The sequence below is a fragment of the Amycolatopsis sp. NPDC101161 genome (assembly GCF_044768185.1).
Lineage (GTDB): Bacteria > Actinomycetota > Actinomycetes > Mycobacteriales > Pseudonocardiaceae > Amycolatopsis.
In genome coordinates, this window is the sequence record NZ_JBIWPI010000001.1 from 1897828 (window position 1) to 1919823 (window position 21996).

21 protein-coding genes are annotated in these 21996 nt (G+C 73.0%); 9 read left to right on the forward strand and 12 right to left on the reverse strand.

Translation table 11 applies throughout. The features are described 5' to 3' along the window. Positions 1-32 precede the first annotated feature (32 nt). The 4 genes from ACIRSS_RS09280 to ACIRSS_RS09295 form a co-directional block, all read right to left on the reverse strand. Positions 33-335, reverse strand: coding sequence for a hypothetical protein (locus ACIRSS_RS09280; protein ID WP_400892536.1), 303 nt, complete (start codon positions 333-335; stop codon positions 33-35). A 124-nt stretch (positions 336-459) separates the two neighbouring features. After that, positions 460-1614 carry an acetyl-CoA C-acetyltransferase gene (locus tag ACIRSS_RS09285; protein WP_400892539.1) on the reverse strand — a complete coding sequence of 385 codons (1155 nt, stop codon included), beginning with the start codon at positions 1612-1614 and terminating at the stop codon, positions 460-462. A gap of 8 nt (positions 1615-1622) precedes the next feature. After that, positions 1623-2387 (reverse strand): SDR family oxidoreductase, encoded by a 765-nt coding sequence (locus ACIRSS_RS09290; protein WP_400892542.1) that lies wholly within the window; start codon positions 2385-2387, stop codon positions 1623-1625. A gap of 17 nt (positions 2388-2404) precedes the next feature. Continuing rightward, a complete protein-coding gene (locus ACIRSS_RS09295; protein ID WP_400892544.1) occupies positions 2405-3550 on the reverse strand; it encodes an acyl-CoA dehydrogenase family protein in 1146 nt (381 codons plus the stop codon). Between the two features lie 82 nt (positions 3551-3632). Between ACIRSS_RS09295 and ACIRSS_RS09300 the strand changes: the two genes are divergently transcribed. Genes ACIRSS_RS09300 through ACIRSS_RS09320 form a run of 5 tightly spaced genes read left to right on the forward strand, consistent with a single transcriptional unit; the run spans position 3633 to position 9088 of the window. Next, positions 3633-5165, forward strand: coding sequence for a FadD3 family acyl-CoA ligase (locus ACIRSS_RS09300; RefSeq protein ID WP_400892546.1), 1533 nt, complete (start codon positions 3633-3635; stop codon positions 5163-5165). Next, positions 5162-6007, forward strand: a complete 846-nt coding sequence (locus tag ACIRSS_RS09305) for an enoyl-CoA hydratase (RefSeq protein WP_400892548.1) — start codon at positions 5162-5164, stop codon at positions 6005-6007. The genes ACIRSS_RS09300 and ACIRSS_RS09305 overlap by 4 nt, the downstream gene beginning before the upstream one ends. Beyond that, positions 6007-7137, forward strand: a complete 1131-nt coding sequence (locus ACIRSS_RS09310) for an acyl-CoA dehydrogenase family protein (protein ID WP_400892551.1) — start codon at positions 6007-6009, stop codon at positions 7135-7137. The genes ACIRSS_RS09305 and ACIRSS_RS09310 overlap by 1 nt, the downstream gene beginning before the upstream one ends. Further along, on the forward strand, positions 7134-8048 hold the full coding sequence (locus ACIRSS_RS09315; protein ID WP_400892553.1) for an acyl-CoA dehydrogenase family protein: 915 nt from the start codon (positions 7134-7136) through the stop codon (positions 8046-8048). Before ACIRSS_RS09310 ends, ACIRSS_RS09315 begins: the two co-directional genes overlap by 4 nt. Beyond that, positions 8045-9088 carry an acyl-CoA dehydrogenase family protein gene (locus ACIRSS_RS09320; protein ID WP_400892556.1) on the forward strand — a complete coding sequence of 348 codons (1044 nt, stop codon included), beginning with the start codon at positions 8045-8047 and terminating at the stop codon, positions 9086-9088. The genes ACIRSS_RS09315 and ACIRSS_RS09320 overlap by 4 nt, the downstream gene beginning before the upstream one ends. Here the strand turns inward: ACIRSS_RS09320 and ACIRSS_RS09325 are convergent. From ACIRSS_RS09325 to ACIRSS_RS09335, 3 genes are all read right to left on the reverse strand, one after another. Then, complete coding sequence (locus tag ACIRSS_RS09325; RefSeq protein ID WP_400892558.1) at positions 9085-10899, reverse strand: flavin-containing monooxygenase; 1815 nt, start codon at positions 10897-10899, stop codon at positions 9085-9087. The genes ACIRSS_RS09320 and ACIRSS_RS09325 overlap by 4 nt on opposite strands. A 90-nt stretch (positions 10900-10989) precedes the next feature. Next, positions 10990-12162, reverse strand: coding sequence for a GAF domain-containing protein (locus tag ACIRSS_RS09330; RefSeq protein ID WP_400892560.1), 1173 nt, complete (start codon positions 12160-12162; stop codon positions 10990-10992). An 80-nt stretch (positions 12163-12242) separates the two neighbouring features. Beyond that, on the reverse strand, positions 12243-12986 hold the full coding sequence (locus tag ACIRSS_RS09335) for a zf-HC2 domain-containing protein (protein WP_400892562.1): 744 nt from the start codon (positions 12984-12986) through the stop codon (positions 12243-12245). A gap of 173 nt (positions 12987-13159) precedes the next feature. Here ACIRSS_RS09335 and ACIRSS_RS09340 point away from each other — a divergent pair, with 173 nt between their 5' ends. Next, on the forward strand, positions 13160-14146 hold the full coding sequence (locus ACIRSS_RS09340) for a TerC/Alx family metal homeostasis membrane protein (protein WP_400892564.1): 987 nt from the start codon (positions 13160-13162) through the stop codon (positions 14144-14146). On the opposite strand, the gene ACIRSS_RS09345 is transcribed toward ACIRSS_RS09340, so the two are convergent. Beyond that, positions 14126-14542 carry a VOC family protein gene (locus tag ACIRSS_RS09345; RefSeq protein WP_400892566.1) on the reverse strand — a complete coding sequence of 139 codons (417 nt, stop codon included), beginning with the start codon at positions 14540-14542 and terminating at the stop codon, positions 14126-14128. The two genes, ACIRSS_RS09340 and ACIRSS_RS09345, sit on opposite strands and share 21 nt — an antisense overlap. A gap of 22 nt (positions 14543-14564) precedes the next feature. Between ACIRSS_RS09345 and ACIRSS_RS09350 the strand changes: the two genes are divergently transcribed. Then, positions 14565-15215 (forward strand): GntR family transcriptional regulator, encoded by a 651-nt coding sequence (locus ACIRSS_RS09350; RefSeq protein ID WP_400892568.1) that lies wholly within the window; start codon positions 14565-14567, stop codon positions 15213-15215. Between the two features lie 149 nt (positions 15216-15364). Continuing rightward, the gene (locus ACIRSS_RS09355) at positions 15365-16183 is read left to right on the forward strand and encodes a DUF427 domain-containing protein (RefSeq protein ID WP_400892570.1); all 819 of its coding nucleotides are present in this window, start codon (positions 15365-15367) and stop codon (positions 16181-16183) included. Positions 16184-16189: 6 nt separating this feature from the next. Here ACIRSS_RS09355 and ACIRSS_RS09360 read toward each other — a convergent pair whose 3' ends face one another. The 3 genes from ACIRSS_RS09360 to ACIRSS_RS09370 are packed head-to-tail and all read right to left on the reverse strand — an operon-like array spanning position 16190 to position 19341. Further along, on the reverse strand, positions 16190-17806 hold the full coding sequence (locus ACIRSS_RS09360; RefSeq protein WP_400892573.1) for a CocE/NonD family hydrolase: 1617 nt from the start codon (positions 17804-17806) through the stop codon (positions 16190-16192). Beyond that, positions 17803-18396 (reverse strand): TetR/AcrR family transcriptional regulator, encoded by a 594-nt coding sequence (locus ACIRSS_RS09365; RefSeq protein ID WP_400892575.1) that lies wholly within the window; start codon positions 18394-18396, stop codon positions 17803-17805. The genes ACIRSS_RS09360 and ACIRSS_RS09365 overlap by 4 nt, the downstream gene beginning before the upstream one ends. A gap of 21 nt (positions 18397-18417) precedes the next feature. Continuing rightward, entirely contained in the window at positions 18418-19341 is a 924-nt protein-coding gene (locus ACIRSS_RS09370; protein WP_400892577.1) for an SDR family oxidoreductase, read from the reverse strand. A gap of 78 nt (positions 19342-19419) precedes the next feature. Here ACIRSS_RS09370 and ACIRSS_RS09375 point away from each other — a divergent pair, with 78 nt between their 5' ends. Continuing rightward, positions 19420-20403: a zinc-binding dehydrogenase gene (locus ACIRSS_RS09375; RefSeq protein ID WP_400892579.1), complete on the forward strand. Its 984-nt coding sequence runs from the start codon at positions 19420-19422 to the stop codon at positions 20401-20403. Here ACIRSS_RS09375 and ACIRSS_RS09380 read toward each other — a convergent pair. Beyond that, the gene (locus ACIRSS_RS09380; protein WP_400892581.1) at positions 20400-21950 is read right to left on the reverse strand and encodes an adenylate/guanylate cyclase domain-containing protein; all 1551 of its coding nucleotides are present in this window, start codon (positions 21948-21950) and stop codon (positions 20400-20402) included. The two genes, ACIRSS_RS09375 and ACIRSS_RS09380, sit on opposite strands and share 4 nt — an antisense overlap. Positions 21951-21996 lie beyond the last annotated feature (46 nt).

The window sequence follows — 21996 nt, forward strand, 5'->3', positions numbered from 1 at the left end:
CCGGCGCCGCCGGCCGGGCGAACCGGGACGGCTCAGTGCACCTCGACCGTGGACTTCACGGCCTTGTCGCCCTTGTAGACGTTGCAGACCGCCGTGCTGGTCTTCCCGACGCGGACCCACGGGCCCGTGCGGTCGTAGTCGATGGCCCACTTGGACGAGCAGTGGGTCCAGGCGCGGTACTCGCCGGTGCCGTTGGTGCACACGGCCGCGGCGCTCTTCGCCTGGGGATGCGTGACCGTGCAGTCGTAGGGATCGGCGGACGCCGTTCCCGTGCCGAGTGCGAACAACGACGCGCCGAAGAGCGCGGCAACACCCAGCATGCCGATGCGTTTCATCGATTTCCTCCCCTGGTCGCGCGGCACCGCCGGCGCCGCGCATCGTCGGATTCGGCTCGACCGTAGATCCACTTCTCCCCTCGGGAACACGGTCGACCCCGGCCAGTGGCCGCATCCGGACGGCTCAGGACAGGCGTTCGATGATGGTGACGTTGGCGGTGCCGCCGCCTTCGCACATCGTCTGCAGGCCGTACCGCCCCTCGCGGCGCTCCAGCTCGTGCAGCAGGGTCGCGAGGAGCTTCGTGCCGGTCGCCCCGATCGGGTGACCGAGGGCGATGCCGCCGCCGTTGACGTTGACGCGCGCCGGGTCCGCGCCCGTTTCGTCCAGCCACGCCAGCACGACGCTGGCGAACGCCTCGTTGACCTCGAACAGGTCGATGTCCTCGATGGTGAGCCCCGCGCGACGCAGCGCGTGGGACGTCGCCGGGATCGGGCCGGTCAGCATCCACACCGGGTCCGCCGCGCGCACCGACAGGTGGTGGATGCGGGCCCTCGGCGTCAGGCCGTGTTCCTCGACGAACGCTGCCGAGGCGAGCAGCGCCGCGCTGGCGCCGTCGGAGATCTGGCTGGCCACCGCCGCCGTCAGGCGGGACCCGTCGCTCAGCGGCTTCAAGCCGCGCATCCGCTCCACCGAGGTGTCCCGGCGGGGCCCTTCGTCGTGCCGGAAGTCGTCGACCGGCGCGATCTCCGCGTCGAACCGCCCGGAGCCGATGGCCGCCAGGGCCCGCTGGTGGCTGCGGAACGCGTACTCCTCCATCGCCTCCCGGCTGATGTCCCAGTGTTCGGCGATCATGTCGGCGCTGCGGAACTGCGACACCTCGACGCTGCCGTAGCGCTCCTGCCAGCCCTTCGAGCCGGAGAACGGGTCGTCGAAGCCGTACTCGCGCCCGGCCAGCATCGCCGCGCTGATCGGGATGCGGCTCATGTTCTGCACCCCGCCGGCCAGCACCAGGTCCTGCGTGCCGGACATGACGGCCTGCGCGGCGAAGTGCACCGCCTGCTGGCTCGACCCGCACTGCCGGTCGACGGTCACCCCGGGCACGTGGTCGGGGTAGCCGGCCGCCAGCCACGCCGTGCGCGCGATGTTGCCCGACTGCGGGCCGAGGGTGTCGGTGCAGCCGAGGATGACGTCGTCGACGAGGTCCGGGTCGACACGTGCGCGTTCGACGACCGCCCGGATGACGTGCGCGCCGAGGTCGGCGGAGTGCCACCCGGACAGCGCGCCGCCGCGCCGGCCGACCGGGGTGCGGACGGCGTCGAGGAGGAAGGCTTCGGGCACGGGAGCTCCTAGGGGTGCTGGCTGCTGACGGAGACGACTTCGCCGGTGAGGTAGCTCGCGTAGTCGCTGGCGAGGAAGACCATGACGTTGGCGACCTCCCACGGTTCGGCCGCGCGGCCGAACGCTTCCTGCTTGGTGAGGTCGGCCAGAAGCTCGTCGCTGGTCACCTTGGCCAGGAACGGGTGCATGGCCAGACTCGGTGCGACGGCGTTGACGCGGACGTGGTGCTCGGCGGCGTCGAGGGCCGAACACCGCGTCAGCGCCATGACCCCGGCTTTCGCGGCGGCGTAATGAGCCTGACCGGCTTGGGCGCGCCAGCCGATCACCGAGGCGTTGTTGACGATCGCCCCGCCGCCGCCTTGGGCGACGAACTGCTTCAGCGCCGCGCGGGTGCAGCGGAAAGTGCCGGTGAGCGTGATGTCGAGGACGCGGGACCACTCGTCGTCGGTCATGTCCAGGACCGATTTCGTGCCGCCCAGCCCGGCGTTGTTGACCATGACGTCCAGGCGTCCGAAGTGGCCGACAGCGCCGTCGATGAGCGCCTGGACCTGGTCTTCCTTCGTGACGTCGCACGGGAGGGCGTGCACCTTGCCCAGCTCGGCCAGTTCGGCGGCCTTCTCGCCGAGGCGCCGTTCGTGCCAGTCGCTGATGACGACGCTCGCGCCTTCTTCGAGGCAGCGTCGTGCGACGGCCGAACCGATGCCGGTGCCGGCCGCGGCCGTGACCACGACGACCTTGCCGGACAACAGGTCGTGGCCGGGTACGTTTTTCAAAGGCACTGTCTGCGGGATCACGGGCGGGCCTCCCTCGGCAGGCCGAGCACGCGCTCGGCGATGATGTTCCGCTCGATTTCGTCCGACCCGCCGTAGATGGTGTCGGCGCGGGTGAACAGGTAGAGCCGCTGGGCGTCGTCCAGTTCGGCACCGTCGGCGACCAGGGAACGCGCTCCACGGGCGCGCATCGCGAGTTCGCCGAGCCCGCGGTGCCACTGGGCCCACAGGAGCTTGCCGACCGCGACCTCCGGTCCGGCCGGGCGGCCGAGCGTCCGCAGGGCGTGGGCGCGCAGGACGCGCAGGCCGAGGCGGGCGCGGGTGAGGTCGGCGCGCAGCAGCGGGTCGTCGTAGGTGCCGAGCCGTTTCGCCTCGGCGGTGATGTCGTCGAGCTCGCGGCGGAAGCCGATCTGCTGGCCCAGCGTGGAAACCCCGCGTTCGAAGCCGAGCGTGGCCATGGCGATCTTCCAGCCCTCGCCCGGTTCGCCGACGACCAGGTCGGCGGGCGTGCGGGCGTCGTCGAAGAAGACTTCGTTGAACTCCGACGTGCCGGTCAGCTGCTGGATCGGCCGCACGGTCACGCCGTCCTGGCGCAGCGGCACCAGCAGGTACGACAGTCCGTGGTGGCGTTGGGACCCCGGTTCGGTGCGCGCGACGACGAAGCACCAGTCGGCCACGTGCGCCAGGGACGTCCAGATCTTCTGGCCGTTGACGACCCATTCGCCGTCGCGCAGGACCGCCGACGTCGAGACGGCGGCCAGGTCCGAACCCGCACCGGGCTCCGAGTAGCCCTGGCACCAGAGTTCTTCCACGGCGACGATCTTGGGCAGGAACCGTTGTCGCTGCTCCGGCGTGCCGAAGGCGATGAGCGTCGGGCCGAGCAGCTGCTCGCCGATGTGGTTGACGCGGGCGGGTGCGCCGGAGGCCGCGTACTCCTCGTGGAACGCGACCTGTTCGTCGAGGGAGAGACCGCGGCCGCCGAACTCCGCCGGCCAGCCGACGCACGTCCAGCCCGCGGCGGCGAGGTGGCGTTCCCAGGCCAGGCGCAGGTCGAACGCCTCGTGCTCGCGTCCCGGCCCGCCGAGGCCTCGCAGCGCGGCGAACTCGCCGGTCAGGTTGTCCGCGAGCCAGCCCGCGACCTCGCGGCGGAATCGCGTCGGTTCCACGCACGCCTCCTTGCTGCCGGGCCGGTCCGGCACCTAGGGTAATGAGAACACGTTCTAGTTTGTCGGTCCAGAGGAGGGTGCGGTGGGACAGACCACGATCCCGGCCGTCGTCCGCGATGCCGCCGCGAAGTTCGGCGCCGCGGAGGCACTGGTCGACGGCGGTGTCCGGCTCGGCTTCGACGCGCTTCTGGAACGTGTTCAAGCGGTCGCGCGGGCCTTCGTGGCCCGGGGCGTCCAGCCCGGAGACCGCGTCGCCGTCACCCTCCCGAACACCCACCACTGGGTCCTCACGGCGCTGGGCGCGCTCTACGCGGGCGCGTCCCTGGTGCCGGTCAACACCCGGTTCACCGCGGCCGAGACCGTCGACCTGCTGGTCCGCAGCCGGGCGAAAGCCCTGGTCGTGGCCGCGGACTTCCTCGGCGCGGACCGTCACGCCGCGATCGTGGCGACCGGCGCCGACCTGCCCGACCTCGGCACAGTCATCCGGGTACCCCTGGCGCAGCCGCACCGGCCGGTGCCGGGCACCCTCGGCTGGGACGGGTTCCTGGACCTCGCCGAGCGGGTTCCGCTCGCCGAGGTCGAAAGCCGCGCGGACGCCGTCCAGCCGGACGACGTCAGCGACATCCTGTTCACCTCGGGCACGACCGGCCGCTCGAAGGGCGTGCTGTCGGCGCACCGCCAGGTGGTCGGCGTCGCCGCCGCCTGGGCGGAGTGCGGCCGGGTCACCGCCGACGACCGGTACCTGGTGATCAACCCGTTCTTCCACAGCTTCGGCTACAAGGCCGGGATCGTGGTCTGCCTGCTGACCGGCGCGACGATCGTGCCGCAGGCGGTGTTCGACGTGCGGGCCGCCCTGGAGCTGATCGAGCGCGAACGCGTCTCGGTGCTGCCGGGCGCGCCGACGATCTTCCAGTCGCTCCTGAACGAACCCGAGCGCGGCGACCTCTCGTCGTTGCGGCTGGCGGTGACCGGCGCCGCCGACGTGCCGGCGTCGCTCGTCCGGCGCATGCGGGCCGAGCTGGGCTTCGAGATCGTCCTGACCGCGTACGGCCTCACCGAAGCCGTCGTGGTGACGATGTGCCGCCCCGGTGACGACGCCGAGCTGGTCGCGCGCACGTCCGGCCGGGCGACGGCGGAGTTCGAGGTCGGGATCCACGGTTCGCCCGGCGAGGTCGTCGTCCGCGGGCCGAACGTGATGCTCGGCTACCTCGACGACCCCGAGGCCACCGCGAAGGCCGTCGACGAGCAGGGGTGGTTGCACACCGGCGACGTCGGCGAACTCGACGCCGAGGGCAACCTCACGCTCACCGGCCGGCTCAAGGACATGTACATCTGCGGCGGGTTCAACGTCTACCCGGCCGAGGTCGAACACGCGCTGACCGAGCTGGAAGGCGTCCGGGACGTCGCCGTCGTCGGCGTCCCGGACGAGCGGCTCGGCGAGGTCGGCAAGGCGTTCGTCGTCGGCACCGGCCTGACCGAGCCGGACGTCCTGGCGTTCTGCCGCGAGCGGCTCGCCAACTACAAGACCCCGCGGTTCGTCGCGTTCCTGGACGAGCTGCCCCGCAACGCTTCCGGCAAGGTGCTGAAGCGGCTGCTGACCGAGGAGAACGCATGACTGAACCGGTGGTCCGCTCCGAGCGGCGCGGGCGGGTCGCGGTGGTCACGATGAACCGGCCGGACTACCGCAACGCCCAGAACTCGGCCATGACCTACGCGCTCGACGACGCCTTCGCCGAGGCCGTCGACGATCCCGAGGTGAAGGTGATCGTGCTGGCCGGGGAAGGCAAGCACTTCTCCGCCGGGCACGACATCGGCAGCCCGGGCCGGGACGCGGACCAGCCGTTCGACCGCCGGGCCGTGATGTGGTGGGACCACACCGACCGGGCCGGCGGTGACCAGCGGTTCGCCCGCGAGTCCGAGGTCTACCTCGGGATGTGCCGCCGGTGGCGGGAGATCCCGAAGCCGATGATCGCGAGCGTCCAGGGCGCGTGCATCGCCGGCGGCCTGATGCTGGCCTGGGTGTGCGACCTGATCGTCGCCGCGGACGACGCGTTCTTCGCCGATCCCGTGGTGCGCATGGGAATCCCGGGTGTCGAGTACTTCGCGCACCCCTGGGTGCTCGGCCCCCGCGCGGCGAAGGAAGTCCTGTTCACGGGCGAGCGGTTCACCGTCCAGCAGGCCAAGGAGTGGGGCATGGTCACCCGGATCGTGCCGCGCGCCGAGCTGGAGCAGCACACCCTCGAACTGGCCGAGAAGATCAGCGGGATGCCGCAGTTCGGGTTGGCGCTGGCGAAGAAGGCCGTGAACCAGGCCGAGGACCTGATGGGGCTGCGGTCCGGAATGGACTCCGTGTTCGGGCTGCACCACCTGGCGCACGCGCACAACGCGGAGACGTCGGAAGACTCGCTGGGCGGCCAGTCGGCGCGGTCGATGCGCGACGCGAACAAGGGGACGTGATGGACCTCGACATCGACGACGCCTCCGCGGCCCTCCGCGACGAAGCCCGGTCGTGGCTCGCCGAGCACGTCCGGACGTTGCCGTCGATGGACACCGCCGAGGGCTTCGCGGCCCACCGCGAGTGGGAGGCCGAACTGGCCGACGCGCGGTGGTCGGTCGTGTCGTGGCCCCGCGAGTACCACGGCCGGGACGCCTCGATGCTCCAGTGGCTGCTGTTCGAGGAGGAGTACTACGCCTCGGGGGCGCCGGGGCGGGTGAGCCAGAACGGCATCTTCATGCTCGGCCCGACGCTGTTCGCCCACGGGACCCAGGAGCAGCGCGACCGGATCCTGCCCGCGATGGCGACCGGTGAGCAGGTGTGGGCGCAGGCGTGGTCGGAACCCGAGGCGGGCAGCGACATCGCCGCCTTGCGCAGCACGGCGGTGCGCACCGACGGCGGCTGGCTGCTGTCGGGGCAGAAGACGTGGAGTTCCCGGGCCACCTTCGCCGACCGCGCGTTCGGGCTGTTCCGCACCGACCCGGACGCGCAGCGCCATCACGGCCTGACGTACTTCATGGCCGATTTGAAAGCCGACGGCGTCACGGTCCGGCCGATCCCGCAGCTGGACGGCGAACCCGGGTTCGCGGAGATCTTCTTCGACGACGTGTTCGTGCCGGACGAGGACGTCATCGGGGAGGTCGGCCAGGGCTGGCGGGTCGCGATGACGACGGCGAACAACGAGCGTGGCCTGTCGCTGCGCAGCCCGGGCCGGTTCCTCGCCGCGGCCGACCGTCTCGTCGACCTCTGGCGGTCCCACGGCGCCGAGGAGTCCACAAAGGACCGGGTGGCGGACGCCTGGATCGGGGCCCGCGCCTACCAGCTCTACACGTTCGGCACGGTCAGCAGGCTGGCCGAGGGCGGCGAGCTGGGCCCGGAGTCGAGCGTCAACAAGCTGTTCTGGTCGCACCTGGACGTCGAACTCCACGAGACGGCGCTGGACGTGCTCGGCCCTTCCGCGGAGACCGACGAGGCGTGGGTGAACGGCTACCTGTTCTCCCTCGCCGGTCCGATCTACGGCGGCACGGACCAGATCCAGCGGAACACGATCGCCGAACGGCTGCTGAAGCTGCCGAGGGAGGCCCGCCGATGAGGTTCCAGCTCTCGCCGGAGCACCGGCAGTTCGCCGCGACGCTGCACGAACTGCTGGGCGGGGCGGACACCGCGGCCGCCGCCCGGGCCTGGGCCGCGGGGGAGCACGATCGCGGCCTCAAGCTCTGGCGCGCCCTCGCCGACGTCGGGGTCTTCGGGCTGCTCGTGCCCGAGGACGACGGCGGCCTCGGTGCCGGCCCGGTCGAGCTGGTGGTCGCCTTCGAAGCGCTCGGCTACCACGCCGTCCCGGGCCCGCTCGTCGAGTCGGCGGCGGTCGCCCCGGCGCTGCTGACCGGCGACCGGCTCGCCGCGCTCGCCGAGGGTGACCTCGTGGCCACCGTCGCCGCCCCGCCGGAAGTCCCCCTGGCCCTGGACGCCGACATCGCCGGAGCCGTGCTGGACCTGACCGGTGCGGAGCTGGAACCGGAGGGCGACCTCGTGCGGTCGATCGACCCGGCCCGGCGGCTGTTCCGGGTGCCGGCCGCACCGGCCGCCGGCGAACCCGCGTTCGACCTGGGCGTCCTGGCCGCGTCCGCCCAGCTGCTCGGTGCGGGCCAGTGGCTCCTCGACACGTCGGTGGAGTACGCGAAACAGCGCCGCCAGTACGGCCGCGCCATCGGCGAGTACCAGGCGATCAAGCACCTGCTCGCCGACGTCGCGACCCGGCTCGAGCTCGCCCGCCCGCTGCTCCACGGCGCGGCCGTCGCCGGTGGCACGTTCGCCCGCGATGTCTCGGCGGCGAAGGTCATGGCGGGCGACGCCGCGTACCTCGCCGCCCGCACAGCGCTGCAGGTGCACGGCGCCATCGGCTACACCGCCGAACACGACCTCGGGCTGCGGCTGACGAAGGTGCGGGCCCTCGCCGGCGCCTGGGGGACCGGGTCGTTCCACCGGACGCGGGTGCTGCGATGACCGATCCCCTGGAAACCGAGGAAGCCCAGGCGCTGCGGGACGCCGTCCGGGCGCTGCTGACCCGCCGCTCGGGTCCCGAGGCGGTGCGGGCCGCGATGGAGTCCCCGCTCGGCTACGACGACAAACTCTGGTCGACGCTGTGCGAACAAATCGGCGTCGCCGCCCTCGCGATCCCCGAGCACTACCGCGGTGCGGGCGCCGGCCTGGCCGAGATGTGTGTAGTCCTGCAGGAACTCGGCCGGACGCTGACCCCCGCCCCACTGCTCGGGTCCGCGGTGCTGTGCGGGGAAGCGTTGCTGCGCACGGGAAACGACGAAGCCTGCGAACGGCTGCTGCCGGGCATCGCCGCGGGCACCACCCTCGCCGCGTTGGCCTGGGCTGACGAGAACTGGGCGCCGGCGCTCACCGCGTCGGACGCCGGACTGGACGGCCGCGCGCACTACGTCCTCGACGGCGACCTCGCGGACGTCCTCCTGGCCGTGGCCCGCACCGCGGACGGCATCGGCCTGTTCGAAGTGTCCCTCGACGGCGTCCGCCGCGAGCAGGTCACCACGCTCGACCCGACCCGGCGGCTCGCCGTGGTCGACTTCGCGTCGACGCCGGCCCGGCGCCTCGACACCGGCGGCTTCGACCAGCAGCTCGCGAAGCTGCTCGACACGGCGGTGATCGCGGTGGCCGCCGAGCAGGTCGGCGCGGCGGCCCGAGCGCTCGAGCTGACGGTCGAATACACGAAGCAACGCCGTCAGTTCGGCCGCCCGATCGGCTCGTTCCAGGCGCTGAAGCACCGGATGGCCGACGTGCACGTCCACGTCGAAGCGGCCCGGTCCGCCCTGTACGCGGCCATTGTGGACGGTGACCCGGAAGCGGTCGCGACGGCGAAAGTCGTGTGCGGCGAGGCGTTTTCCCACGCGGCGGCCGAGATGATCCAGCTGCACGGCGGTATCGCGATCACCTGGGAGCACGACGCCCACCTGTACTTCAAGCGCGCCCACGGGACCGCCCTCCTCTTCGGCGATCCCGTGCGCGCGCTCCCGGGCTAGGCCAGGTGGTGCACCTCCTGCAGCCCGTAGACCGGCGTCGGGATGCCCTCGGCGCGGGCCTTCAGCTGCAGGGCCAGGTAGAGCGAGTAGTGGCGCGACTGGTGCAGGTTCCCGCCGTGGAACCACAGCCCCTCCTGCTGCGTGGGCTTCCACATGTTCCGCTGCTCGCCCTCCCACGGCCCGGGGTCCTTGGTCGTGTCCGAGCCGAGACCCCACACCTTGCCGACCTTGTCCGCGACCTCCTGGCTGATCAGGTCCGCCGCCCAGCCGTTCATCGACCCGTAGCCGGTCGCGTAGACGACCAGGTCGGCCGCCAGCTCGGTGCCGTCGTCGAGCTTCACGGACGTCTCGGTCAGCTCGACGACCTGGCCGTGCGCGAGCTTGACGTCGCCGTTGGCCACCAGGTCCGCCGCGCCGACGTCGATGTAGTAGCCCGAGCCGCGGCGCAGGTACTTCATGAACAGGCCGGAGTCGTCGTCACCCCAGTCGTGCCGGAAGCCCGCGGCTTCGAGGCGGTCGTAGAACTCCTGGTCGCGTTCCTTGATCGCCGCGTACACCGGCTGCTGGAACGTGTGCATGATCCGGTACGGGAGCGAGGCGAACGTCAGGTCCGCCTTCTGCGTCGTCATCCCGGCGGCCAGCGCGCGTTCCGAATAGAGGTCCCCGAGGCCGAGGTCCATCAGCGAGTCCGACTTGACGATGTGCGTCGAGCTGCGCTGGACCATCGTGACGTCGGCGCCGGCCTCCCACAGCGCGCCGCAGATGTCGAACGCCGAGTTGTTCGACCCGATGATGACGGCCTTCTTGCCGCGGTAGGCGTCCGGGCCGGGGTGCTGCGAGCTGTGGTGCTGCTCGCCGCGGAAGCGGTCCTGGCCCGGCAGCACCGGGACGTTCGGCTTGCCCGACATGCCGGTCGCGAGCACCAGCTGCTTCGGCCGCAGCACGACTTCCTCGCCGTCGCGGTCGAGGACGACGGTCCACTCCTTCGCCTCTTCGTCGTAGGAGGCGCTCTTGCAGGTCGTCGACGACCAGTAGTTGACCTCCATGACCTTCGTGTACATCTCGAGCCAGTCGGCGATCTTGTCCTTCGGCGCGAACACCGGCCAGCTGCGCGGGAAGTCGAGGTAGGGCAGGTGGTCGTACCAGACCGGGTCGTGCAGGCACAGCGACTTGTACCGGCCACGCCACTGGTCGCCCGGCCGCGCGTACCGGTCGACGACCACGTGCGGCACGCCCAGCTGGCGCAGCCGCGCGCCCAGCGCGATCCCGCCCTGCCCGCCGCCGATGACGACGACGTACGGCTGGCGGGTGGTGCCCAGCTCCTCGGCTTCCGCCTGCCGCGCCTCGGCCCAGGTGACGCGTTCGCGGTTGATGCCGTGCTCCGCGCCCTTCGGCCGGGTGGTGCCGAGCGGCTCCTCGTGGCCTTTCAGCTCGTACAACGTCGTGAGGAAGGTGAACGCGCCTTCGTCGTTGAGCCGCAGGTGGCCGCGGGCGCGGCCGACGGCCGTTTCGAACCCGATCCACGCCTCGACGATCCCGCCGGCCTCGCTCGGCTCCTCGGTGGTGTGGAAGCCGGTCGCGTCGGTGCTGTCCATGGTGGCCAGCAGGAGATCCTTGACGCCGTCCCGGTTTTCGACCGTCTTGAGGTTCCAGGTGAAGGCGATCAGGTCGCGCCAGAACGACGTCGTGGCGAAGAGGGCGGCTGCCCGGTCGGCGTCCCGGGCCGCGAGCGCGGCCTCGAAGTCGGCGAGCCAGCCGTCGACGCGCTGCCGGGCATCGAGGGCCGCGGCCGGTTCGAGGGTCTGGGTCATGAGCGGACCTCCCCGTCTCGGGCACCGTCATCGTCGGCGGCGCGTTCAGCGCAGCCAACCCCGGCGGGCGGGGTCGGCGTAAGGGTTGCCCTAAGGTTGCATCAGCACGACTTCGACGCCCGGCGCGAACCGGTACGGGCGGCCGAGCAGCAGGCCGCCGATCAGCTTGCGCAGCCGGGACAGCTCCGCGCGCACGGTCACCAGGTGCGTCCGGTCGCCGTAGAGCGTCTCCGACAGCTGGGCCGCCGACACCCCGGCCGGGCCCGCGGTCGCGATCAGCCGCAGCAGGTCGGCCTGCCGCTTGCCGAGCGGGTGCGTCCACCGCGCCGAGCCTTCGACGATCGCGCGAGGTGGGTCGAGTTCGAGGGTGAGCCTGAGGGTTTCCCGCCGGCTCGGCCGCAGGAGCCAGCCCCCGGGCACCGGTTCGGGCTCGCACGCGCCGATGCCGCGGACCGCGACCGGGACGCCGGGCCGGGGCGCGGCGACGCGGTCGATCCCGTGGACGCCGTGCTGCGCCGCCACCCAGCCGTGGTCGTCGACGACGAGCCCGGTCGTGCTCAGCAGGTGGCCGGACAGCCGGCGCAATGCTTCGAGCCGGGCTTCGTGGCGCTGGTGGAGGACGGCCTCGGCGAGCCGCACCGACGTCCCGACCAGGGCGACGGTCATCGGGTGCACGGTTTCGGCCGGGCCGCTGACGTCGACGATCCCGAGCAGTTCGCCGGTGCGCGGGTCGTGCACGGGGGAGGCGGTGCAGGTCCAGGTGTGGTGCGAGCGGACGAAGTGCTCGGCGGCGAACATCTGCACCGGCGCGGCTTCGGCCAGCGCGGTGCCGATCGCGTTGCTGCCGATGGCGGGCTCCGACCAGGTGGCGCCCTCGGTGAAGCCGAGCGAGTCGGCGCGGTGGCGCACCCGCCGGGCCCCTTCGCGCCAAAGGACGACACCGTCGGCGTCGGTGACGACCATGAGGTGGTGCGCGTCTTCGGCGACCGACGTCAGCGCGCCGCGCAGCTCGGGCAGGACCTCGTTCAGCCGGCAGACGGTCCGCCGTCGTTCGACCTCGGCGGCCCCGACGGGATCGGGAGCGGGCGGCCGGTCCGGGTCGACGCCCTGCGCGGCGACGCGGCGCCAGGACCGTTCGACGAGCCGGCGCGGCGCTTTCGCCGGCGCGCGCCCGGCGAGGACGGCGTCGTGGATGCCGGCGAGCAGCCGGGCGTGCCCGGCGACGTCGGTGCCGGGCCGGACCGCGCAGACTTCGTCGTCCACCGCCACCTCCTGGGCCGGGCTTCACGGTAACCCGGGGGAGCGGGGTCGGGGCAACCTTCGCGCAACCCCGGCCCGGAGCGTCAGCCGGTGAGGCGGGCCGCCGAGCCCGGCAGCTCGCGGTTCGCCTCGTCCAGCCCGCGCGCCACCGACCGGCACGCGCCGCAGCCCGCGATGTGGTCCGCGACCACGCTCGCCCGGCGCGGGGACAGCGCGCCCCGCACCCACGCACCCATCCGGCGGCGCGGCTCGCGGCACACCGGCTTCTCCGCGTCGGGCACCTGGACCTGCAGGTACGCCTGCCGCAGCCCCTCACGCGCCCGCATCGCCAGCGCCGACACGCTGTTCGGCGACAGACCCAGCAGCGGGGCCACCTCCGTCGGCGTGTCGCCCTCGGCCTCGGTCCGCCAGAGCACCGTCCGCCACCGGCCGGGCAGCGTGCAGTACGCCGACCACACGAGCTTCTCGCGCGACCGGTGCAGGGCCAGTTCGTCGGCGCCGCTCGAACTCGTCTCGGGGACGGTTTCGCAGAGCTCGACCCGGCTGCCCTGCCGGCTCCAGCGGCACACCAGGTTCCGCAGCGTCACGACGAGGTAGGGCCGCAGGTCGCCGTGCGGCCCGCCGCCCGCGCGCACCACGGCCAGCACCCGGGCGAACGTCTCGGCGACCAGGTCGTCGCCTTCCGCGGGCTGCTTCGCCCACGCTGCCGCGGTCCGGCGCAGCGGCCCGGCGTGCCGCCGGAACAGGGCGCCGCCGGCGTCGAGGTCACCCGCGCGGAACGCGGCGAGCAGCACGGCGTCCGGCGGCTCGGCGGCGGCATCCCACATTGGCACTCTCCGTGACCAGCTGGCACCCAAAGTAAGAGGTACGGCAGTGTACGGCACAGCGGCCCGCGGACGCACTCCGCGCGACGGCCGCCTGCATCGTCCACAGTGGACTCCTGGTGCGCGATCGCCGTCCCGCCCTTACGATCGCGCCACACAGGGGAGCGGGGGAGTGGATGGGCGTCGGCACCTGGCTGGTCACCATCGGCGTCGTCCTGGCGCTGCTCGCGGTCGACCTCGTGCTCGCCGCCGTCCGGCCGCACCGGGTCGGGTTCGGCGAGGCGGTCGCGTGGTCGGTGGGCTACATCCTCGTCGCGGTGGCGTTCGGCGTCTGGCTGACGCTGGCCCACGGCGGCGAACTCGGCACCGAGTACTTCGCCGGCTACATCGTCGAGAAGAGCCTGTCGGTCGACAACCTGTTCGTCTTCGTGATCATCATGACGACGTTCGCCGTCCCGGAGGAGCACCAGCACAAGGTGCTCACGTTCGGGATCGTGCTCGCGCTGATCATGCGGGCGCTCTTCATCGCCCTCGGCGCGACGCTCCTGTCGCTGTTCTCGGTCATGTTCCTGCTCTTCGGGCTGCTGCTGATCTACACCGGCGTCCAGCTGTTCCGGCACCGCGACGCCGACCCCGACATCGAGTCCAACGTCATCGTCCGGACGGCCCGCCGGGTCCTGCCGGTCTCCGACGCCTACGACGGCGGCCGGCTGCTCACCCGCGAGGGCGGCCGCCGGCTGGTGACGCCGCTGGTCGTCGTGCTCGTCGCGATCGGCGGCGTCGACCTGCTGTTCGCCCTCGACTCGATCCCGGCCGTCTTCGGCGTCACCGACGAGCCCTTCGTCGTGTTCGCCGCGAACGCCTTCGCGCTGCTCGGCCTGCGCGCCCTGTACTTCCTGGTCAAGGGCCTGCTCGACCGGCTCGTGTACCTCTCGGCCGGGCTCGCGGTGATCCTCGCGTTCATCGGCGTGAAGCTGATCCTGCACTGGGCGCACGTGGACATCGACGCGCGCGTCCCGGAGATCGCCACGCCGGTGAGCCTCGCGGTGATCATCGGGGTGCTGGCCGTGGTGACGGTCGCCAGCCTGGTCAAGACCCGGCGCGACCCCGGGGCGAAGGCACACCCGGGCTCGCTGAGGGCGTCAGACCGCGAAGACCTGTGAGTCGTCGGCGAACGCCTTGAACTCCAGGGCGTTCCCGGCGGGGTCGAGCAGGAACATCGTCCACTGCTCGCCGGGCTGGCCCTCGAAGCGGACGTAAGGTTCGATCACGAACGCCGTCCCGGCGGCGCGCAGCCGCTCGGCCAGCGCCTGGAACTCGGGGACGGTGAGGATCAGGCCGAAGTGGGGGACCGGCACGTCGTGGCCGTCGACCGGGTTGTGGACCCGCTCCGGCCCCTTCGGCGCCAGGTGCGTCACGAACTGGTGGCCGTGCAGGTTCCAGTCGACCCAGGTCTCGGCGCTGCGCCCCTGGTCGAGGCCCAGGACCTCGCCGTAGAAGCGGCGGGCGGCGGCGAGATCGTCGACGGGCATGGCGAGGTGGAAGCGCGGGATCGTCATGTCTGAATGTTAACATTACGACATGAGTGCTCGAGTGGCTCCCGCGCGCCGGCGCGGGCTGGCCGACGAGGTCGCCGACCGCATCCGGGACGCGATCTTCGACGGGACCTACCCGCCGGGCGGGTCGCTGCGCGAGGTGGAGCTGGCGGACGCGCTCGGCGTCAGCCGCGGGCCGGTGCGCGAGGCGCTGCTCAAGCTGGAACGCGAGGGGCTGGTGCGCGGCGAGTGGCACCGGGGGACGACGGTGACGGCACTGTCCGAAGTGGACGTCGCCGAGTTGGACAGCCTGCGGGCGGCGTTGGAGCAGCTCGCCGTCACGCTGGTCGTCGACCGCGGGCCCGACCTGGCGGCGGTCGACGCCGTCGTCGCGCGCATGGAGCGGGCGGCCGACGAGCACGAGATGGTCCGCTGCGACCTCGACTTCCACGACGCGGTCTACGCCGCCGCGGGCCACCGCCGCCTCCGCGAAGCGTGGGAAGCGATCCGCTCGCAGGTCCACCTGTTCCTGCTGACCCGGATCGGCGTCGAGTCCGAGGGCTACCTCGCGGGCATCCCCGCCGAGCACCGGCAGCTCGCCGAGGCGCTGCGAGCCGGCGACCCCGACGCGGCTCTCGCCCTCTTCGCCGTCCACCGCCGCCACGCTTTCGACGTCCTCACCGGACGATCCGACTGAGGAGCTGCGTGCGGTCGCCGGCGACCTGGCTCGGCCCGGCCAGGGGTTACCGACAGCGCGGCCGGGCAGCTGCCGCCCCAGGGCTTCGGCCGGCAGACCTGCGCCGGCGGGTGTTGACGGCGGCGCCGTCCGGCGCGGATCGTGGACCCATGGCGACACGCATGGGCGCGCGGTTCACCGGGGACCTGGCCGCGCTGCGGTACGAACCGGTGGCCAAGCGGGTGCGCGCGGTCGCGAATGGACGGACGTTCGCCGGCTCGCGGCGGGCCGTGCTGGTCTGGGAACCGAAACGCGTCGTGCCCTCCTACGCGTTCCCCCTCGCCGACCTGCACGCGACCCTGACCCCGGCCGGCGAGGTGACGGCTTCCGAACACCCGGTGCAGCTGGCCGAAGGTGGCCCGCCCGTGCTCGACCCGCGGACCCCGTTCGCCGTGCACACCTGCGCCGGCGAGCCGCTGACCCTCGCCGCGGACGGCGTGACCCTGCCGGGCGCGGGTTTCCGGCCCGCCGACCCCGACCTCGCCGAGTACGTCATCCTCGACTTCGCCGCCTTCGACGAGTGGCTCGAGGAAGCCGAACCGATCGTCGGGCACCCGCGGGACCCCTTCGCGCGCATCGACATCCGGCGCGGCGACAGCCGGGTGCGGATCGAAGTGGACGGTGTCGTCGTGGCCGACTCGGCCGCGCCCCGCATGCTCTTCGAAACCGGCATCACGACCCGGTACTACCTGCCGCGCGAAGACGTCCGGATGGACCTGCTCACGCCGTCGGACACGCGCACCACCTGCGCCTACAAAGGACACGCCACCTACTGGTCGGTGGGTGACCACCGCGATCTCGCCTGGACGTACGAAGAACCGCTGTCCGACGCCCGGGAGGTCGCCGGGCTCATCGCCTTCCTCACCGAGCGCGTCGACGTCGTCCTCGACGGCGAGCGGCTGCCGCGGCCGGTCACGCCCTGGTCGTAGCCCCGATCACCGCCGTACCGGGAGCACGATCGCCGACGGGTGCGCCGGGTCGTGGTGGACCTCCTGGTCCGCGGCGCGCAACGTGGTCGCGGTGGCGTGCGGCTCGCCGGTGCCGGGATTGCGGGCGTAGCGCGGGAACGCGCCGCTGGACACCTGGACGCGGAGGCGGTGCCCGCGCCGGAACCGGTGCGCCGTCGGCCACATCCGCACGGCGACCGCGGCGAGCTCGCCGGCGTCGCGCAGGCTCGTCAGGCCGTCGCAGACGTTGACCGACCGGCCGCCGGGATCGACGTCGCAGAGCCGGACGAAGACGTCGGCGAAGGACAGGCTGCTGCGGAACCAGATCTCCGCGCTCACGTCGCCGACGACTTCGACGTCGTCGGTGAGCACGGCCGTGGTGTAGGTGAGGACGTCGGCGCGCGCTTCCAGGGCCGCGTTGTCGACGCGGCCGGCGTCCGGGGCCATGCGCACGCCGCCGGCCGCGGGCGTCGGGTCCGCCGGGTCGTAGCGGTAGCGGTCCGGCTCGGACTCCGCCGGCCCGTCGAGCGACAGCGTGCCGCCGCCGTGGAGGTGAAACCGTTGCGGTGCATAGCCTTCCGGCGGCCAGGAGGCGAAGTCACGCCAGGCTTCCTCGCCCATGACGAACAACCGGACCGGCGCGCGCCCGGGTGGCTCCTCGCCGCGGGCGTGCGCGAGCCCGAAGCCGAGCGTCTCCCGGAGCGTCGCTCCCGCGCCGGCGAGCAGGTCGGGCCGCCCGGCGTGGGTCCACGGCCCGACCGTCAGCCGGGGCCGCCGGCCCGAGTCCTGCAGCGTCCGGAAGTCGCGCAGCTGACCGGGCAGGAAGATGTCGTACCAGCCGCCGACCGCGCTCACCGGCACGGTGACGTCCGCGACGCGCGCCCGGTGGTCGACCGCCGCCCACCGCGGGTGGGTTTCGGGGTGGGCCAGGACGTCCTGGATGTAGTCGGAGCGGTGGCCGATGGCGACGACGTCCGCCTGCGCGAGCGGGAGGGTGTTCAGCGCCCGCTCCAGCTTCTTCGCCTGCCCGCGCTGACGCAGCAGCGCGAACCGGCGCTCCTGGACGGCGACCTGCACGCCCCAGCCGAACGGCGTCTCCAGCGAAAGGCCGTCCTCCCGCAGGAACTCCAGCGTCAGCCCGGATTCGGTGACGTGCGGGACCATCGCCTTCACCTGCGGCGGCAGGCGGTCGGCGACCGCCCACTGGACGTAGCCGAGGTAGCTCGCGCCGACGAGCACCGCCGCGTCGCCGAACCACGGCTGCCGCACGACCCAGTCCAGCGTCGCGAGGCCGTCTTCACGCTCCTGCCGCAGCGGGTCGAAGACGCCGCCGGAGCCGAAGCCACCGCGCGTGCTCTGGATCAGCACCTGGAAGCCGCGCTCGGCCAGCGGCCGCCCGAACAGCGCGCCGAACGCGCCTTTCCGCCCGTAGGGGCTGCGGACCAGCGCGGTCGGCAGGCCGTCCCCGCCGGTGCGGGGCGCCCACCGGTCGGCGAGCAGCTCGACGCCGTCGGGCATCGGGACGCGCAGGTCGCGCTGGACGGTCAGGCGCCGGGTCGCCGGCGCGGGCAGCCGCAGCAGGCGTTCGAGGACACGGCTGATCACCGGTCGGCCTCCTTCGTGATCGTCGCGGTGACGACCGACCGGATCCGCAGCAGCCGGTCGGTGAACTCGTGCGCGTCGAGCGGGTCCGGCCCGCCGACGACCCAGGCGTTGACGACCGCGCCCGCCCCGCCGGTCAGGAACGTGGCCAGGTCCTCGATCTCCCGCTCGCCGAGCCGGTCGCCGAGCGCGTGGCCCAGGTGCCGGCGGTTGAGCGGGAGGAACAGGCCGGTGAGCGCCTCGGTGAACGCGAACGCGGACGTCCCGGTCAAAAGCGCGCGGTAGAAGCGCCGGTGGGCGGCGAAGTGCCGGGCCAGGGCCAGGAGCGACGCGCGTTCGTCGTCGGGCAGGTCGGCCAGGAGCTCCCGGCGCACGAGGTCGAGCGCGGCTTCGAGGAGGAGCGCGTCGCGGTCGCCGAACTGCTGGTAGAGCACCTGGCGGCTGACGTCGGCCGCCTCGGCGAGCTCCGAGACGGACACGGCGGTGGAGTTCCGTTCGGTCACGAGCTCGACGGCGGCACCCATCAGCGCGGCCCGCGACCGGCGCACCCGCCGGTCCTTGACGGGGGCTTCGGTCGTCCAGTCGGCTCGCACGGCTCTGATAATGGACAGTTGTCAAGAAAATGGCAAGTGTTCGGTATCTGTCCGGGGGTCACGCCAGCCGGAGGCCCACAGGTGTGACGGCGGTGCCTCGCCGCGGAACACCGCCGCGTGCCGCCGGGCGAACTCGGCGAACGTCGTCGGCCGGACGCCGAACTCCTCGTGGGTGCTCAAGTCCACCCGGGACTCTTCGGCGCCGGTCCGCCGCTCGGCGAACAGTTCGTCCATCGCGTCGGCGAAGAAGACGGGAATCCCGGCGGCGAGCAGTTCGGCTTGCTTGGCCGCCGGGTCGGCGTCGGCGTAGCGGACCGGTCGGCCGACGGCCGCGGCGATCCGCTCGGCGACCTCGGACATCGTCAGCGCCTCGGGCCCGGTCATCTCGTACCGGCCGCCGTCTTCGCCTTCCCCGCGCAGCAGGGCGAGGGCGACGCGCGCGATGTCGCCGACGTCCACCGGCGCGAGTTTCGCGTCCCCCATCGGCAGGTTCAGCACACCGCGCCGGATCGACGGCACCTCGCGGAAGTACACCGGCATGAACTGGCTCGGCCGCAGCACCGACCAGCCGAGCCCGGAGCCGGCGAGGTACCGCTCGACCTCGGCGTGCATCCGCGCGAACCGGAACCCGGACTCGTCCCGGCACCCCCGCCCGGACACCTTCACGACGTGCCCCACGCCGGCGCGCTTCGCGGCGTCGATGAACGTCCGCTGCGTCTCCACGAGCCGTTCGTCAGCGGAGGAGATCAGCAGGGCCCGTTCGACGCCGTCGAAGATCGCGGGGGCCGGGTCCAGCAGGTCGCCGGGCACGACGTCGACGCCGTCCGGGAAGCCGGCGGCCTTCGCGGGGTCGCGGACGAGCGCGCGGACCGGCAGTCCGTCGGCGACGCAAGCGTGCAGTACCACGGAGCCGGTCAGCCCGGTCGCTCCTGTCAGCAAGATCATGAGGTTTCCTCTCTCTCGCGTAGTCGGACAACCGAGCCGCCCGAAAGCGATCGCGGAGGCGGGTGCGAGCATGCAGCCATGTCTTCGACCATGCGGGCCTTCGTGCTCACCGGCCCGCGCGAGGGGGCCGTCCAGGAGGTGCCCGTCCCGGAGGCCGTCCCCGGTGAGGTCGTCGTCGACGTCGAACGGGCCGGGGTCTGCGGCACGGACGTCGAGTTCTTCACCGGCGACATGGCCTACCTGCACCAGGGCCACGCCGCCTACCCGATGCGGCTCGGGCACGAGTGGGCCGGCACGGTTTCCGCCGTCGGCGACGGCGTCGATCCCGCGTGGCTGGGCCGGCGGGTCATGGGGGACACCATGCTCGGCGACCGGACGTGCCGCCGCTGCCGGAAAGGCCACCAGCACACCTGCGAGAACCGGCAGGAAGTCGGGATCCGCGGCGGCCGGGCCGGTGCGCTGGCCGAAAAGCTCGCCGTCCCCGCCTGGTCGCTGCACGCCCTGCCCGACGAGGTCGACGCCGTGCTCGGCGCCTTGGTCGAGCCCGGCGGCAACGCCTTGCGGGCCGCACGGGCCGCCGGGGTCGGTCCCGGTGACCGGGCGCTGGTGCTGGGCCCGGGGACGATCGGCCTGCTCACCGCGATGTTCCTGCGGGCCGCCGGCGCCGAGGTCCACGTCCTGGGCCTGGTCGAAAGCGAGCACGTCCGGACTCGCGAAACGCTTCCGGACCTGCCCTTCGACGCCGTCGTCGACGCCACCGACGCGGCCGGCTCGCCCGCGCTCGCGCTGGACCTGGTGGAACCGGCCGGCCGGGTCGTCTACATCGGACTGTCCGGCCGGCCCAGCACGCTCGACAGCCGCGCGCTGGTGCTGAAGGACGTCACCGCGGTCGGGGTGCTGTCCGCCTCACCCGGGCTGGCCGACACGATCGCCGCCTACGCCGCCGGGACCGTCGACCCGCGGCCGCTCGTCGGGGCGACCGTCGGGCTGGACCGGGTCGGCGCGGTGCTCGCCGGCGAACGGTTCGCCGCGCCGAAGGTGCACGTCGACCCGCGGCGCTAGCGCGGCACCGCCAGCGTCGTCGGGCGGCTGCGCCCGCGCAGGGTGACGTCCTCGGTGGCCTTCCAGCGCTCGGCTTCCGCCGCGGCCGCCGCCTCGACCGCGGTCCACGACGCGAGGAGGCGGTCCGGCGCGTTCTTCGCCAGCTCCGTCAGCCGGGCGGCCTCGTTGACCGGGTCGCCGATCACCGTGTACTCGAACCGGCGCGGGTCGCCGACGTTCCCCGCCACCGCGTCGCCGGTCGCGACGCCGATGCCGGCCGGGCCGTCCGGCACCTCTTCGGCGAGCCGCCGGGCGATCGCGCGCCCGGCGGCCAGCGCGCACGTCGCGTGGTCCGCGAGCTGGGTGGGCGCCCCGAAGACGGCCAGCGCCGCGTCGCCGACGAACTTGTTGACCAGGCCGTGGTGCCGGTCGACCTCGTCGACCACCACCGCGAAGAACCGGTTGAGCAGGCCGACGACCTCCTCGGGCGGGCGGCTCGCGGCCAGCGCCGTCGAGCCGACCAGGTCGACGAACAGCACCGACACCGTCCGGACGGACCCGCCGAGCGCCGAGGTCGTGCGCATGGCTTCGACGGCGACCTCGTGGCCGACGTGCCGGCCGAACAGGTCGCGCATCCGCTCCCGCTCGGCCAGCCCGGCCGCCATGTCGTTGAACCCGGCCTGCAGCAGGCCCAGCTCGGTGCCGTCGTAGACCGGGATGGCGACCTCGAACTCGCCGGCCCGGACGCGGCCCAGCGCGTCGCGCACCGACGTGATCGGGTTGACGACCGCGCGGGCGGTGAACACGGTGACCAGCAGGCCGAAGCAGAGCACGACCAGCCCGAGCGCGATCACCGACACCGCGAGCTTGGTGGTCGAGACGTCGCCGCGCACCCAGGCCAGTACCGCCGTGACGACGAGCCCGGCGACCGGCACCCCGGTGCCCAGGCACCAGAACAGCAGCATCCGCAGGTTGACGCCGCCGCTGAGCGGGCGCGCCGGCGCCGTCCCGTCGAGGGCGCGCGCGGCGTACGGCCGCAGGGCGAACTCGCCGAAGAGGTAGGCGATCGCGCACACCACGACGCTCGCGAACGCCACGACGAGGAACACCGTCAGCGCGACGGCGGGCTGCCGGAGCACGGCCAGCGCGGCGAACACGACGGTCGCCACGCCCCACAGGACGGCCTGCATGAGCGTGAGGCGCAGGGGGACGCGGAGGCTCGCGGCCCGCTCGGCGTCGGTCGGCCGGCGTCCTTCGGCGGCCCAGTGCAGCGTCCGCAGCGCCCCGCGGGTGCCCCACAGCGTGCCGACGACGACCGCCGACACGACGTAGACCGGCACCGCGACCGCCGTGGTCCGCAGCAGTTCGCCGGACATCCCCGGGGCCGGCATGAGCAGCGCCGCGAGCCCGACGACCACCAGCGCGCCGATCACGTTCGTGGCGATCAGGGTGGCGGTCAACAGGCGCTGGACGCGCCGGCGCAATACAGTGACGTCCTGGTCGAGGGGGCCGAGCAGCCCGGAGCCGAACGGCCCGGTCCGGGTGGGCGTGTCGCTGGGTGAGTGCACCGGTTCCCGCCGTTCGAAGCGTTTGAGTGAACGAATGTACACCGAA